Origin of the sequence: Aeromonas oralensis (assembly GCF_049665575.1) — a bacterium.
Classification (GTDB): Bacteria; Pseudomonadota; Gammaproteobacteria; order Enterobacterales; family Aeromonadaceae; genus Aeromonas; species Aeromonas hydrophila.
This window is the reverse complement of sequence record NZ_CP187186.1, coordinates 4,717,939-4,732,557: the sequence shown is the minus strand read 5'-3', so window position 1 is coordinate 4,732,557 and position 14,619 is coordinate 4,717,939. Positions and strand designations below refer to the sequence as shown.

Annotated in this window: 10 protein-coding genes, 1 pseudogene and 1 riboswitch; of the genes and pseudogenes, 4 read left to right on the top strand and 7 right to left on the bottom strand. The window is 61.7% G+C overall.

Translation table 11 applies throughout. From position 1 onward, the window contains the following. Nucleotides 1-35: 35 nt before the first annotated feature. The 4 genes from ubiD to trxA all read right to left on the bottom strand — a co-directional run bounded on the left by ubiD (nt 36) and on the right by trxA (nt 4,449). A complete protein-coding gene (gene ubiD, locus ACPDZI_RS22180) occupies nt 36-1,505 on the bottom strand; it encodes a 4-hydroxy-3-polyprenylbenzoate decarboxylase (protein ID WP_011704131.1) in 1,470 nt (489 codons plus the stop codon). A 30-nt stretch (nt 1,506-1,535) separates the two neighbouring features. After that, entirely contained in the window at nt 1,536-2,543 is a 1,008-nt protein-coding gene (locus tag ACPDZI_RS22175) for a hypothetical protein (RefSeq protein WP_438833801.1), read from the bottom strand. Between the two features lie 106 nt (nt 2,544-2,649). Continuing rightward, nucleotides 2,650-3,915, bottom strand: a complete 1,266-nt coding sequence (rho, locus tag ACPDZI_RS22170; RefSeq protein ID WP_005307308.1) for a transcription termination factor Rho — start codon at nt 3,913-3,915, stop codon at nt 2,650-2,652. Nucleotides 3,916-4,122: 207 nt separating this feature from the next. Then, a complete protein-coding gene (gene trxA, locus ACPDZI_RS22165; protein ID WP_005307306.1) occupies nt 4,123-4,449 on the bottom strand; it encodes a thioredoxin TrxA in 327 nt (108 codons plus the stop codon). A gap of 113 nt (nt 4,450-4,562) precedes the next feature. Between trxA and rhlB the strand changes: the two genes are divergently transcribed. From rhlB to ACPDZI_RS22150, 3 genes are read left to right on the top strand one after another with little or no spacing between them, the layout of a single operon-like run. Further along, nucleotides 4,563-5,852 carry an ATP-dependent RNA helicase RhlB gene (rhlB, locus tag ACPDZI_RS22160; RefSeq protein ID WP_011704129.1) on the top strand — a complete coding sequence of 430 codons (1,290 nt, stop codon included), beginning with the start codon at nt 4,563-4,565 and terminating at the stop codon, nt 5,850-5,852. 14 nt (nt 5,853-5,866) lie between these two features. Then, nucleotides 5,867-7,357, top strand: a complete 1,491-nt coding sequence (gene gppA, locus ACPDZI_RS22155; RefSeq protein ID WP_438833800.1) for a guanosine-5'-triphosphate,3'-diphosphate diphosphatase — start codon at nt 5,867-5,869, stop codon at nt 7,355-7,357. 12 nt (nt 7,358-7,369) lie between these two features. Then, nucleotides 7,370-7,630, top strand: a complete 261-nt coding sequence (locus ACPDZI_RS22150; protein ID WP_438833799.1) for a Rho-binding antiterminator — start codon at nt 7,370-7,372, stop codon at nt 7,628-7,630. Between the two features lie 70 nt (nt 7,631-7,700). Here ACPDZI_RS22150 and ACPDZI_RS22145 read toward each other — a convergent pair whose 3' ends face one another. Beyond that, nucleotides 7,701-8,447, bottom strand: coding sequence for a class I SAM-dependent methyltransferase (locus tag ACPDZI_RS22145; RefSeq protein ID WP_438833798.1), 747 nt, complete (start codon nt 8,445-8,447; stop codon nt 7,701-7,703). Nucleotides 8,448-8,523: 76 nt separating this feature from the next. Here ACPDZI_RS22145 and ACPDZI_RS22140 point away from each other — a divergent pair. Beyond that, a pseudogene (locus ACPDZI_RS22140) lies at nt 8,524-9,263 on the top strand (substrate-binding periplasmic protein). A 3-nt stretch (nt 9,264-9,266) separates the two neighbouring features. Here ACPDZI_RS22140 and ACPDZI_RS22135 read toward each other — a convergent pair. Continuing rightward, nucleotides 9,267-11,810, bottom strand: coding sequence for a sensor domain-containing phosphodiesterase (locus ACPDZI_RS22135; protein WP_438833797.1), 2,544 nt, complete (start codon nt 11,808-11,810; stop codon nt 9,267-9,269). 204 nt (nt 11,811-12,014) lie between these two features. Then, complete coding sequence (prlC, locus tag ACPDZI_RS22130) at nt 12,015-14,057, bottom strand: oligopeptidase A (RefSeq protein ID WP_263681224.1); 2,043 nt, start codon at nt 14,055-14,057, stop codon at nt 12,015-12,017. 424 nt (nt 14,058-14,481) lie between these two features. Beyond that, nucleotides 14,482-14,567, top strand: a riboswitch (cyclic di-GMP riboswitch). The last annotated feature ends 52 nt before the right edge of the window (nt 14,568-14,619 follow it).

Sequence of the window (14,619 nt, the reverse complement as noted above, 5' to 3'; positions counted from 1 at the left end):
CAGGCGGCACGGCCCGTCGGGCCTGCCGCCGCTCATCAGCCGAGAATGTTCAGCTCGTCCCAGAGGGCATCGATCTTCTGCTTGACCGCCTCGTCCTGGACGATGGGCTGGCCCCACTCGCGATTGGTCTCCCCCGGCCACTTGTTGGTGGCATCTAGCCCCATCTTGGAGCCGAGCCCGGAGACCGGCGAGGCGAAGTCCAGATAGTCGATCGGGGTGTGCTCGATCAGGGTGGTGTCACGGGCCGGGTCCATCCGGGTGGTGATGGCCCAGATCACGTCCTTCCAGTCGCGGGCGTTGATGTCGTCGTCGCAGACGATCACGAACTTGGTGTACATGAACTGGCGCAGGAAGGACCAGACCCCCAGCATCACCCTCTTGGCGTGGCCAGGGTAGCGCTTCTTGATGGTCACCACCGCCATCCGGTAGGAGCACCCCTCCGGCGGCAGGTAGAAGTCCACGATCTCGGGGAACTGCTTCTGCAACAGCGGCACGAACACCTCGTTGAGCGCCACCCCGAGCACCGCCGGCTCATCGGGCGGACGGCCGGTGTAGGTGCTGTGGTAGATGGCATCCTTGCGCATCGTCATGTGGGTGATGGTGAATACCGGGAACTCGTCCACCTCGTTGTAGTAGCCGGTGTGATCGCCATAAGGCCCTTCGGGGGCCATCTCACCCGGCTCCAGATAGCCTTCCAGCACGATCTCGGCGCTGGCGGGCACCTCCAGATCGCAGCTGACTGCCTTCACCACCTCGGTGCGGCTGCCCCGCAGCAGACCGGCAAAGGCGTATTCGGAGAGGGTATCCGGCACCGGTGTCACCGCACCGAGGATGGTCGCCGGATCGGCACCGAGCGCCACCACCACCGGGAAGCGCTCACCCGGGTGGGCCTCCTGCCACTCGCGAAAATCGATGGCACCGCCGCGGTGATCCAGCCAGCGCATGATCAGCTTGTTCTTGCCGATCTTCTGCTGGCGATAGATGCCGAGGTTCTGCCGCTTCTTGTAGGGGCCGCGGGTGATGGTCAGACCCCAGGTCACCAGCGGGGCCACGTCGCCGGGCCAGCAGTGCTGGATCGGGATCTGGTCCAGATCGACCGCCTCTCCCTCCAGCACCCGCTGCTGACAGGGGGCAGAGGAGAGCCGCTTGGTCGGCATGTTGAGCACCTGCTTGAAGATCGGCAGCTTCTCCATCAGCTCCTTGAAGCCGCGGGGCGGCTCCGGCTCCTTCAGGTAGGAGAGCCAGATCCCCACCTGGCGCAGGGCGGCCACGTTGGGCTGGCCCATGCCCATGGCGACCCGGTCCGGGGTGCCAAACAGATTGGTCAGCACCGGCATGGTGTAACCCTTGGGATTTTCAAACAGCAGGGCAGGGCCGCCCGCCCGCAGGGTGCGGTCGCTGATCTCGGTCATCTCCAGATAGGGGTCTATCTCGCGACTGATGCGCTTGAGTTGTCCGCTTTGTTCCAGCTGCGCGATGAAATCACGCAAATCCTTGTATTTCATGCAGGTACCCTGTGTTCAGGCGATGCCGCATTATAACCCTGGGCGGGCGGCGGGTGTACCCGAATCGGGCAGCATCACCGGACTTGCATGGCGCTTTTCCTGCCGGGTCAGCCGATCGGCAAGCTGAGCCAGCAGCCTGGGTTCGTCCATCTGCAGCAGCAGGCTGGCCACCTGACCGCTGTATTGGCGATTGCCGAGCTCCGCCAGCAGGAACTGCTGGGCCGTGTCCGGCAGCGGCGAAAGTTGACTGAGTTGCTGCAGAGCGGGCAGCTTGAGACGGGCATTGCGACTGGCGGCAATCAGCAGATCACTGGCCGCCCGGCCCTGATGAAAACGGCTCACGCTGGCGAGCGCGGCCACGCTGTCGTGATCCACCGGTTGATGCCACAGCTTCTGATAGAGGGAGCTGTCACCGGTACGCTCGGCCAGCAGCCGCAGCAGCCGGTTGTCGGGCAGAAAGATGCTCATGGCGGCCAGCGTGTGCGCCTCCCGTTGCAGGAGCGGGAGCGGCTGCCGATCGAGTACGGTCAGCAGCGCCTGCTGCTGCTGGGCCAGATCGGGATTGCGGCTGTTGTAGATCTGCTTGAACTCGAACGTGCCCTCTTCCAGCTGCTGGCGATAGTTGTCCTGCCAGGCCTGCTGCTGCCAGCGGCTCAACACCTGCCGCGCGGCGGCGGCAAAGTCGTAGGCGGGTTGCTGTACCAGAAAGCCGTCCACCTCTTTTTCCACCAACCAGCTGGGGGCCTTGAACGACTGGGCACGCACCCAGGCCAGCAGTTGTGGACTGGTGGCCCTGGGTTGACTATTGAGGGTAGCCAGCAGCTGGCACAACAGATACTCCCGCTGCCCCACGGCAAGGGAGTCCAGCAGGGTGTCGATGGCGGCAAACTGCCCCAGCTGCAGCCGGCCGGTCAGATAGTCGAGGTGACCCTGCAACCCCTCATCGGCCACCAGTGCAGTCCGGGGCGACTGCGTCTCGGCAGCCCCGACCGGCAGCACCAGCAGCCAGCTCAGCAATATCAGGAGTACATGCTTCATGACGTCCCTATCCTTGTGACATCGAGGTTTCATACTACTCAGGCGACCGCAAAATAGATAAACAAAAACCGCGACCTGGGCCGCGGTTTGATGATTTTCGAGTCGGTTACTTCTGCTGGCGCCGCATGGCGTCGAAGAACTCGTCGTTGGTCTTGGTCATGGCCAACTTGTCGATCAGGAACTCGATGCCGTCGATCTCGCCCATCGGGTGCACAATCTTGCGCAGGATCCACATCTTCTGCAGCTCGTCGCCGGTGGTCAGCAGCTCTTCCTTGCGGGTGCCGGAGCGAGTGATGTCGATGGCCGGGTAGACGCGCTTCTCGGCAATCTTGCGCGAGAGGTGCAGTTCCATGTTGCCGGTACCCTTGAACTCTTCGTAGATGACTTCATCCATCTTGGAGCCGGTATCGATCAGCGCGGTGGCGATGATGGTCAGGCTGCCGCCCTCTTCAACATTGCGCGCGGCACCGAAGAAGCGCTTCGGACGATGCAGGGCGTTGGCGTCCACACCACCGGTCAGAACCTTGCCGGATGACGGGATGACGGTGTTGTAGGCACGGGCCAGACGGGTGATGGAGTCCAGCAGGATCACCACGTCCTTCTTGTGCTCGACCAGGCGCTTGGCCTTCTCGATCACCATCTCGGCGACCTGGACGTGACGGGAAGCCGGCTCGTCGAAGGTAGAGGCGATCACTTCACCCTTCACCATGCGCTGCATCTCGGTCACTTCTTCCGGGCGCTCGTCGATCAGCAGGACGATCAGTTCGCAGTCAGGGTGATTGTAGGCGATGCTCTGGGCGATGTTCTGCAGCAGCATGGTCTTACCGGCCTTGGGCGGTGCAACGATGAGGCCGCGCTGGCCTTTACCGATCGGGGAAGCCAGATCCAGTACGCGGGCGGTGATGTCTTCGGTGGAACCGTTGCCACGCTCCATGCGCAGACGCTCGTTGGCGTGCAGCGGAGTGAGGTTTTCAAACAGGATCTTGTTGCGGGAGTTTTCCGGACGGTCGTAGTTGACCTCGTTGACCTTGAGCAGCGCGAAGTAACGTTCGCCCTCTTTCGGCGGCCGGATCTTGCCGGAGATGGTATCGCCGGTGCGCAGGTTGAAACGGCGGATCTGGCTCGGGGAGACATAGATGTCGTCCGGGCCAGCCAAGTAGGAGCCGTCTGCACTACGCAGGAAGCCGAAACCATCGGTCAGGATTTCCAGCACACCGTCGCCAAAGATATCCTCGCCACCCTTGGCGTGCGCCTTGAGGATCGCGAAAATAATGTCTTTCTTGTGCGCCCGAGCCAGATTTTCCAACCCCATGGATTCGCCAAGCTGTACCAGCTCGGACACAGGAGTGTTCTTTAATTCAGTCAGATTCATAGTGGTGAAAGTCTGTAAGCAAGGATTGAAATGAGGAGACAGTCTGCTGGATTGATGCTGATCGGATTTGATTTGCCAGGCTGATGTGTGAGCAAAGAGTCAGGCAAAAAGGTTAGCAAACGAGCGATAAATTAGCACCAATCGGGGTGAGCGTCTAGGTGATAAAACAGAAGGAGCGCATTATTGCAATGCGCTCCTCTTTGATTATTACAGGTTACCGTCCAGGAACTCTTTCAGCTGAGTCTTGGACAGGGCACCGACCTTGGTCGCTGCCACTTCGCCATTCTTGAACAGCAAGAGGGTCGGAATACCACGAATGCCATACTTGGGCGGAGTGTCGGCGTTATGGTCGATGTTCAATTTCGCCACGGTCACGCGACCGGCATACTCTTGGGCGACTTCGTTCAGGATCGGGGCAATCATCTTGCACGGACCACACCATTCGGCCCAGAAGTCGACCAGAACGGCGCCATCGGCTTTGATTACATCTGCCTCGAAGCTGGCATCGCTCAGCTGAACAATCTTGTCACTCATCTCCAACTCCAGTCAGTAATTAAGGCTTTATTGACGTATCAACAAAGGCAATAGTTGCCCTATTTGAAATGATCCTGTTTATTATTGCAAGCCTAACCTGATAACCTACCGCCATGAGCAAAACACATTTAACGACCGACAAATTCGCCCAAATGGGCCTCGAACCCGAAGTTCTGGCTGGTCTGGAATCAAAGGGATTTCACTATTGCACCCCCATCCAGGCACTGTCTCTGCCACTGCTGGTAGAAGGTCATGACCTCGCCGGTCAGGCCCAGACAGGGACCGGCAAAACCCTTGCCTTCCTGGCCGCCACCTTCAACTATTTGTTGACCCATCCGCTGACCAAGCCGCGCCTCATCAACCAGCCGCGCGCCATCATCATGGCCCCGACCCGGGAGCTGGCGGTCCAGATCTACAACGACGCGGAGAGCATGTCCGCCTCGACCGGCCTCAAGCTCGGCCTCGCCTACGGTGGCGAAGGGTACGACAAGCAGCTGGCCGTGCTGGAACAGGGTGTCGACATCCTGATCGGCACCACCGGCCGCATCATTGACTACTTCAAGTCCAAGGTCATCGATCTGAGCAATATTCAGGTCGTGGTGCTGGACGAAGCGGATCGCATGTTCGATCTCGGCTTCATCAAGGACATCCGTTTCCTGTTCCGCCGCATGCCGCCCGCCACCGAGCGTCTGAGCATGCTGTTCTCCGCTACCCTCTCCCTGCGGGTGCAGGAGCTGGCCTACGAACACATGAACCACCCGGAACATGTGCAGATCGAGCCGGAGCAGATGACTGGCGTGCGGATCAAGGAGGAGCTGTTCTACCCCTCCAACGAAGACAAGATGTTGCTGCTGCTCTCCCTGATGGAAGAGGAGTGGCCGGAGAAAGCCATCGTCTTCGCCAACACCAAGCACGTCTGTGAAGACGTTCATGCCTGGCTGGAGAACGACGGCCACCGCGTCGGCCTGCTGACCGGCGACGTGCCGCAGAAGAAGCGGATGAAGATCCTGGAAGACTTCACCAAGGGCACGGTCGACATCCTGGTTGCCACCGACGTGGCCGCCCGCGGTCTGCACATTCCGGACGTGACCCACGTCTTCAACTATGACCTGCCCGACGACGCCGAAGACTACGTACACCGCATCGGTCGTACCGGTCGTGCCGGCAAGAGCGGTCACTCCATCAGCCTGGCCTGTGAAGACTATGCCTTCAACCTGCCGGCCATCGAGGAGTATATCCACCACCCGATCCCGGTCAGCAAGTATGACCGTGAGGCGCTGCTGGATGACGTGACCGCACCGAAGCGGGTGTTCCGCAACCGTCAGCCGGTGAATCGCAACATGCGCGATCGCCAGGGCGGTGGCAACAGCAACAACCGCCGTCGTCCGCCCCGCAAGAGCTGAAAGGACTGGCCCAGTTGCACAACTCGCCGCTCTATGCTGCCATCGACCTCGGCTCCAACAGCTTTCATATGCTGGTGGTGCGCGAGGTCGCCGGTGCCCTGCGCACCGTCACCAAGGTCAAGCGCAAGGTTCGCCTCGCCGCCGGGCTCGATCCGGAGTTTCGCCTCAGCCGTGCCGCCATGGAGCGGGGCTGGGACTGTCTGCGCCTGTTCGCCGAACAGTTGCAGGACATTCCGGCCGACAACATCCGGGTAGTGGGCACCGCCACCCTGCGCCTTGCCACCAACGTCGACGAATTCCTCAGCGAAGCGGAACGGGTGCTCAACCACAGCATCGAGATCATCTCGGGCGAGGAAGAGGCCAAGACCATCTATGAGGGGGTCTCCTGGACCTCGGCCGGGGAAGGCAACCGGCTGGTGATCGACATCGGCGGCGCCAGTACCGAATTGGTGATCGGCGAGCACAGCGAAGCGAAACTGCTCAACAGCCTGCACATGGGCTGCGTCACCTGGCTCAACAACCACTTCGGTGACGGCGAGCTCTCCGAGGCCCGCTTCAAGCAGGCCATCGCCGCCGCCAAGGCGGTGCTGGAGAAGGTGGCGGAAGATTATCGTGCACTCGGCTGGCGCACCTGTGTCGGCGCCTCCGGCACGGTGCAGGCGCTGCAGGAGATCATGCTGGCGCAGGGGAAGAGCGAGCGGGTCACCCTGCCGAAGCTGCAGGAGCTGATGGGGCAGGCCATTGCCTGCGGCAAGCTCGACCAACTGCAACTGGAAGGACTGGCGGCCGAACGGCTGACCGTGTTCCCCTCCGGTCTCGCCATCCTGATCGCCATCTTCGAAACCCTGAACATCGAGAGCATGACCCTGGCGGGTGGCGCCCTGCGCGAAGGGCTGATCTATGGCCTGCTCGGCAACAATCACGACTGTGATGCCCGCGATCGCACCGCCGACAGCCTGATCAATCGCTACCAGCTGGACAAGGAGCACGCCGAACGGGTGCGCGACACCGCCGTCGAGGCGTTCAACCAGCTGCAGCCGGCCTGGCGACTCTCGAAACGCTACGGACGCCCGATCCTGCGCTACGCAGCCCTGCTGCACGAGATCGGTCTGTGCATCGAGTACAAGAAGGCGCCGCAACACGCCGCCTATATCATCGACAACATCGACATGCCTGGCTTTACCCCGGCCCAGAAGAAGCTGTTGTCGGCCCTGCTGTTCAACCAGCGGGACGAATTCAAGCTGGAACCGCTGGAGAAGCAGGGTGCCGTCACCGGTCGCCAGGCGATCCGGCTGGCCCGCATCCTGCGCATCGCGCTGATCCTCTGCATGCGCCGCACCCAGGGCACAGTGCCCCGCTTCACCCTCGAAGCCGATGAAGATGCACTGACCCTGACCCTGCCGAGCGGCTGGCTGGACGAGCACTACCTGCGCGCCAGCGAGTTGCGTTTCGAGGTGGAACGCCAGCAGAAGATGGGCTGGCCCACCCGGCTGCTGGAAGCCTGAGCCGCACACCTCATGGCCGATTACCAACCCGTCAGCTGTGACCTGTACGACTGGCTGGAGATCGCCGCCAGCTGGCAACTGCCAGTCACGATCACCGACCGGGATGGACGAACCTGGACGGACAGGATCCGCACCATAGAAGCCAGCGACGGAGTGGAATATCTGCTGCTGGAGACCGCTGAGCGCCTCAGTCTAGCGGACCTAGCGACCATGAAACTCGTCTGGCAAGGGGAAGAAAAGCGGATCCACTTCGCTCCACCCCGTAACCAATGAATAGCAAGAGGGCCAACCTGATCAGGTTGGCCCTCTTCGTTTGACGCTCAGACTCCCTGCCAGTCGCAACTCAACTCGCCAGCGCTGCCATCACGTAGACGTCGAAGCGGTTGCTCTTGGTCTCGATGGCCATGCTCGGCTTGTGCTCGTTGAGCCAGCCGGCGTAGTCCGGCCGTTTCACCACCACCCGCTTGTCCGCCATGGCGAGCGCCGCCGGCAGCAGGGCATCGGCGTCAAGATCCGGCCCCACCAGCGACTGAAACACCCGCATCTCTTTTTTCACCAGCGCCGACTTCTGCTTGTGGGGGAACATGGGGTCGAGGTAGATGACGTCGGGCCGCTCGGTCAGCCCCAACAAGGTCTCCACCGCCGGGCCGTGCAGCAGCTGCATCCGCTCGCGTACCCAGGGGCCGATCTCGGGGTCCTGCGCCGCCCGCATCAGCCCGTCCTGCAACAGGGCGGCCACCACGGGGCTGCGCTCGATCATGGTCACCTTGCAGCCGAGGGAGGCAAGCACGAAGGCATCGCGACCCAGCCCGGCGGTGGCATCCACCACCCGCGGCATGGCACCCGCCTTGAGCCCCACCGCCTTGGCGATGGACTGGCCACGGCCGCCGCCGAACTTGCGGCGATGGGCAACCGCCCCTTCGACGAAATCCACGTAGACCGCCCCCAGCTTGGGCTCGTCCAGCTTGCGCAGCTCCAGCCGCGTTGTGGTGAACACCAGGGCAAACTGGGGAAGGTCGGTCTGGCCGAGCTGGCTGGCCAGGACTTCGGCCTGGGGCACCTTGGCGGGGTCTTCGAGGAGGATTTGCATGGTCTCTGGATGCATTCTAAGTTCAGTGAACCGAGTGTATCACAGCCCCTTTGCGTCGCTGTAGGGAGGAAACCCAATGCACCTGCTTATCGCCTTGCTGCTTGCCACCCAGAGCAGCCCCCATCTCAAGGTCTGTGGCGTTGACTGGCCCCCCTTCTCCTACGCCGAACAGGGCAACCTGATGGAGGGCATATCGGTCGAGATCCATCAGGAGGTGGCACATCGCCTCGGCATGAGCCTCACCCTGCTCGAACTGCCGTGGGGACGCTGCGAACAGTACGTCAACACGGAGCTGGCGGACGGCATTCTCGACAATGCCCCCTGCCCGGCTGCCACCACTCGGATCTTGCCACCGCCTTCTATCCGCTGGCCGCCTATGTGCGCAGCGACAGCCCGCTGCAAATCTTCTCATGGAAGATGGCCAAGGGGCTGAAAGTGGGGATGGTCAGGGGCTATGACTACACCGAGAAGATCAGGAGTTTCACCGGCTGGGAGCCCATCAAGGCCCACTCCGACAAGCAGTTGCTGCTGATGCTGGAGAAGAGCCGGGTCGACATGATAGTGCTGGATTACTTCTCAGCCCCCATTCTCTCCAAAGAACAGGACGTCAAAATCCGCGCACTTACCCCCTTCATGGACTCGACCCCGCTCTACCTCTGTTTTGGCAAGCACAAGGCAGACCTGCTGCCTGCCTACAACAAGGCACTGCAACAGATGCTGGACGAGGGCGTGCTGGATCGCATCTATCTGCGCTACCTCGGGGAGGATTACCGGACACTGAAGGAGAAACAGGAAAAGATCAAAGCGGCGCAGTAACGCTTAGCTGGTCTGCAGGAACATGCTCTTGTCGTTGAGCTGCAGGTACTCGGTAAGGTCGTCGTAGGCCAGCGGCCGGCTCAGCAGATAGCCCTGCGTGAAGGCACACCCCTTCTGGCAGAGGAAGTTGAGCTGCTCGCGAGTCTCCACCCCCTCGATCACCACTTGCATGCCGAGGTTGTGCACTATGTTGATGATGCCGTCCAGCAGCAGCCGGTCCTGTTCATTGAACGGGATGTGGCGCACGAAGGCCCGATCGATCTTGACCAGATCCACCGGGAAGTTGCGCAGATAGTTGAGCGCCGAATAGCCGGTGCCGAAGTCGTCGATGGCCAGCTTGCAGCCGGCCTCACGCAGGGCATCGATCCGCACCCTGTGCTGATCGCTGGTCTCCATCAGCAGAGACTCGGTGATCTCGATGACGATGTCCGCCGGGTCCAGCCCGAAGTGGTGGATCACCTTGAGCCACTCGCTCGCCTCCGGGTCTATGGTCTGGAACTCCAGGGTGGAGCGATTGATCGACATCTGCAGATCCGGGAAGCCGGATTGCTGCAGCCGCGCCAGATCCCGGCACGACTGCCACAGCACCAGCGCCCCTAGCCCCTGGATGAGCCCCGCCTCCTCCGCCAGCGGAATGAAGTCCGCCGGCGACACCTGGCCCCAGTGAGGGTGATACCAGCGCACCAGCGCCTCCAGCTTGGCCACCCGGCCGCTGCGGTTGTCCCAGATCGGCTGGTAGGCCATGGTCAACTGCTCGAGCTTGATCGCCTCCGCCAGATCCTGCTGCATCTGGTGGCGCTGGCGCACCTCTTCGCGCATGGAGGCACAGTAGCTGCCGAGCAGCCGTCCCTGCCGCTTGGCGGCAAACAGCGCCTGTTCGGCGTTGCGCAGCAGCTCGTCGCTCTCCAGGCCATCGCCCGGGCAGAGGGTAATACCGATGGTGGCCGTCACGTAGAGGTGCTGGTTGGCTAGCATGAAGGGACGAGCGAAGCCGCCGATCACCTGCTTGGCAAACACCTCGGCCTGACGACGGTTGACGATGCCCGGCACCAGGAAAGCGAACTCGTCGCCGCCGATGCGAGCCACCAGGTCCTCGGTGCGCACCCGGCTCACCAGCCGATCCGACACCTCCCGCAGCAGGGCATCACCGGCGTGGTGATCCATGCTGTTGTTGACCGCCTTGAAGTTGTTGAGGTCGAGCACCATCAGCGCGAAGCGCTCGCCCCGCTCGCAGAAGCGGCTGAGGCAGCGGCCGAACAGCCAGCGGTTGGGCAGCCCGGTGAGGTTGTCATAGTTGGCCTGGGCGGCGATCTTCTGCTCCGCCAGCTTGGTCTGGGAGAGGTCGCTGAAGATGGCGATGTACTGGCTGATGCGCCCCCCTTCCCGCAGCGTGCTGATCATCAGCTGCTGGGGGTAGAGCTTGCCGTTCTTGCGCTTGTTCCACACCTCGCCACGCCACACCCCCACCCGCTCCAGCGCGTGGTACATGTCGGCGTAGAAGGCCTGATCGTGCAGCCCGGACTTGAGCATGCTGGGGCGCTGGCCGCACACCTCCTCCTCGCTGTAACCGGTGATCTGCTCGAACGCCGGGTTGACCGAGATGATGCGGCTGTCGGCATCGCACACCAGGATCGCCTCGGAGAGGTTGTCGTAGACCCGGTGGGAGAGCTTGAGCTGTTCGGCGTGGCGCTTGAGAGGATCGATGTTCTCCAGCACCACCATCAGGTAGTCGGGCTGCAACTGATCGTCCCGCACCAGGGTGACGGTGACCCGCCCCCACAGCACCTGACCGTCCCGGTGCAGGTAGCGCTTCTCCTGGGTGAAGGCGGTGCGCTCGCCGCGCTTGAGTTCTTCATAGCAGGCGGCGCTGCGCAGCCAGTCTTCCGGGTGATTGAGCTCGGCGGCGGTGCGGTGCAACAGCTCGCTCTGGCTGTAGCCCAGCATCTTTTCGATGGCCGGATTGGTCCAGAGGACCTTGCCGTTCAGATCGAGCTTGCCGATCCCTACCGGCGCGTGGGACATCATGGTGTGCAGAAAGTCGTGGTACTCGGGCTGGGGTGGTGCCGGCTGTTGCAGCATCAGCGCCAGTTCGCGCCCGGCCAGCGGAGCCAGCAGGCGCAACAGGCCCATCACCTTGTCCATGTTGGTGAGCGGCCGCTTGAACAGCACGCTGCAGATGCCGACCGTCTCCCCCTGGGCACTCTTGAGGGCGATGCCGGCATAGGCCTGGATGTGCCAGGCCTGCAACACGGCGGCATGGGGAAACAGCTGCTGTACCCGATCACTGAACCAGGTCTCTCCCTCCTGCAGGGTGATCTCCCCCAGGGTGGCGCTGACCGGAAAGCTGAAGTTGGTGATGTCGAGAGAGGCGGGGTGGGCGGCGTGCACCTTGAAAGGGAGCCCCGTTTGATCCCTGGCTGAAATCAGGACGAAGTCGGCCCCGACCGCTGCTGCGATTTCACTCACAAAGGTATCGAAATATCCCTGACCACTCGAATGAGACAGACTTGAGATGATTTGATAGACAGACTCGAGTGCTCGCCTCATGGCAAGGTTCTTTCTCTCCTTGGAAGGTAGGACCCGACTCTACTGAAGAGCCGGGGACAGTGCAAACATGCTATCCGCAAGATATTAAAAAGCCTTGAGAAAAGGGACCAAAAGGTCCCTTTTTATCTCAAAAATCACGCTGTGATCCCACTATGTGGCAAAACTGTACCTGCTTGAAGCTCACGCCAGCCGGGGCCCGCAAACTCACGCGGCAATCCCGCTGTGACGGAGCAGCGCATCCACCTGAGGCTCGCGGCCACGGAAGGCTCGGAACAGCTCCATCGGCTCCTTGGAGCCACCCTTTTCCAGGATGTTCTTCAGGAAGGACTGGCCGGTGGCCGGGTTGAAGATCCCCTCCTCCTCGAAGCGGGAGAAGGCATCCGCAGAGAGCACCTCGGCCCACTTGTAGCTGTAGTAGCCCGCCGCATAACCGCCGGCGAAGATATGGGAGAAGCTGTGCTGGAAGCGGTTGAAAGCCGGCGGCGTCATCACCGCCACCTGGCTGCGCACCTCATCCAGCAATGCCGGGATCTGATCCGCGCTGGCCGGGTCAAACTCCTGATGAAGGCGGAAGTCGAACAGGGCGAACTCCAGCTGGCGCAGCATCTGCATCGCCGCTTGGAAGTTGCGGGCGGTCAGCATCTTCTCCAGCAGGTCAGCAGGCAGCGGCTCGCCGGTCTCGTGATGGCCGGAGATGAAGGCCAGCGCCTCGGACTCCCAGCACCAGTTTTCGAGGAACTGGCTCGGCAGCTCCACCGCATCCCAGGCCACGCCGTTGATGCCAGCCACGCCGGCCACATCGATGCGGGTCAGCATGTGGTGAATGCCGTGACCAAACTCATGGAACAGGGTGACCACTTCGTTGTGGGTGAACAGGGCGGGTTTGCCGTCCACCGGACCGTTGAAGTTGCAGGTCAGGTAGGCCACCGGCTTTTGCAGCGAGCCATCCTGGCGGTAGCGACGGCCCAGGCAGACATCCATCCAGGCGCCGCCCTGCTTGTGCTCGCGGGCATAGAGGTCGAGGTAGAAACTGCCACGCAGCTCGTCCTCGGCGTCGAAGATGTCGTAGAAGCGAACGTCAGGGTGCCAGGTGTCGATGCCGAGGCGCTCGCGCACCTTCATGCCGAACACCCGCTTGACCACCTCGAACAGCCCCTTCACCACCTTGCTGGCGGGGAAGTAGGGGCGCAGCTGCTCGTCGGAGATGGAGAACTTGTGCTGTTTGAGCTTCTCGGCGTAGTAGGCGAGATCCCAGGCGGCCAGCTCGCTCTGACCGTGTTGCTCGGCGGCGAAGGCTCGGATCTCTTCCAGCTCGGCCTTGCCCTGCGGCAGGGACTTGGCCGCCAGATCGGTGAGGAAGTTCACCACCTGCTCGGGCTTGTCCGCCATCTTGGTGGCCAAGGAGAGCTCGGCGTAGTTGGCAAAGCCGAGCAGCTGGGCCAGCTCGCGGCGCAGGGCAAGCAGCTCGGTCATGATGGCGGAGTTGTCCCACTTGCCAGCGTAGGGGCCCTGATCCGAGGCGCGGGTGGTGAAGGCCTCATACAGCTCGGCACGCAGCGCACGGCTGTCGGCATACATCATCACCGGCAGGTAGGAGGGGATGTCCAGAGTGAACAGCCAACCTTCCTTGCCCTTCAGCTCGGCCAGCTGGCGGGCGGCGGCCTGTGCGCTCTGCGGCAAACCGGCCAGCTCGGCCTCGTCGGTCACCAGCTTGTGCCAGCCCTGGGTCGCGTCCAGCACGTTGTTGCTGAAACGGGAAGCCAGCTCGGAGAGGCGGGCCTGGATCTCGCCGTAGCGCTGCTGCGCCTCGGCGGGCAGACCGATGCCGGACAGACGAAAATCGCGCAGGGTGTTCTGGATCTCCTTGCGCTGGGCGCCGCTCAGCAGCGGGAAGTCGTCGCTCTCGGCCAGTTCGCGATAGGCCTGATAGAGCCCCTCGTGCTGGCCGACATAGGTCTGGAATTCAGACAGCAGCGGCAGGCAGGCGTCGTGGGCCGCGCGCAGCGCTTCGCTGTTGAGTACGGAGTTGAGGTGACTGACCGGCGACCAGATCCGCGCCAGGCGGTCGTTGACCTCTTCCAGCGGGGCGATCAGGCTGTCCCAGGTGTGCGGGTCGCGCTGGGCCAGCACATCGCTGATCTTCTGTTTGCAATCGGCGATGGCCTGCGTCACGGCAGGCTGGACCTGATCGGGCTGGATCTGGCTGAAAGGGGGCAGCGAGTCCATTGTCAGCAAAGGGTTATTCATCCCGGTTACCTCTTGTTTGGTCTTGAACAGACCGCTTTAGCAGCTCTTCATGGTTCTCTAACATGTGGCCAAGTCACGCAATAATCAAGCTTCAATCCGCCTGTCAGCACTGTTTTCCCCTCTTTGTGAGCTCAAACACCTCTCTGCCAGATACTTAACGGCAACAGCATGAATAATCGGTACTTTTTTGCCCTTTTTGCGGCTTTTTCAGCTCTCGAACCACAAGGGAGCAGAGCAAATCCAATCGACAAAGGAGTAGTTCACAGCAGCGTATCACCGGCCCTTTCCACGCTTGGAAAATAACTAATCAAAAAGTTAATAACCATAACAAATCATGCACATACGTTGATTAATTTGTTTTTAAGTGCGTATCATAAGCAGCCTGTTACTCAGGTCACTTGATTCTCCGCGCCGCACGGAGAACGGGTGAAAAAGGCAAAGTGACCCGAAAGGGCACGACGCAAAGCCACCGGTCTAAGGGAGATTTCCTATGACAGCGGGGCTGCCCCCGGGAGCGTTCGGCCATAGCTGGACGCTCCGTTTGTACTGTATGGAGATATCA

What these genes read in the sequence shown, in the direction of transcription:
- ACPDZI_RS22135 (WP_438833797.1), bottom strand. Translation starts at nt 11,810, where the DNA reads ATGAGGCGAGCACTCGAGTCTGTCTATCAAATCATCTCAAGTCTGTCT.
- ACPDZI_RS22150 (WP_438833799.1), top strand. Translation starts at nt 7,370, where the DNA reads ATGGCCGATTACCAACCCGTCAGCTGTGACCTGTACGACTGGCTGGAG.
- prlC (WP_263681224.1), bottom strand. Translation starts at nt 14,057, where the DNA reads ATGAATAACCCTTTGCTGACAATGGACTCGCTGCCCCCTTTCAGCCAG.
- ACPDZI_RS22145 (WP_438833798.1), bottom strand. Translation starts at nt 8,447, where the DNA reads ATGCAAATCCTCCTCGAAGACCCCGCCAAGGTGCCCCAGGCCGAAGTC.
- ACPDZI_RS22175 (WP_438833801.1), bottom strand. Translation starts at nt 2,543, where the DNA reads ATGAAGCATGTACTCCTGATATTGCTGAGCTGGCTGCTGGTGCTGCCG.
- ubiD (WP_011704131.1), bottom strand. Translation starts at nt 1,505, where the DNA reads ATGAAATACAAGGATTTGCGTGATTTCATCGCGCAGCTGGAACAAAGC.
- trxA (WP_005307306.1), bottom strand. Translation starts at nt 4,449, where the DNA reads ATGAGTGACAAGATTGTTCAGCTGAGCGATGCCAGCTTCGAGGCAGAT.
- rhlB (WP_011704129.1), top strand. Translation starts at nt 4,563, where the DNA reads ATGAGCAAAACACATTTAACGACCGACAAATTCGCCCAAATGGGCCTC.
- rho (WP_005307308.1), bottom strand. Translation starts at nt 3,915, where the DNA reads ATGAATCTGACTGAATTAAAGAACACTCCTGTGTCCGAGCTGGTACAG.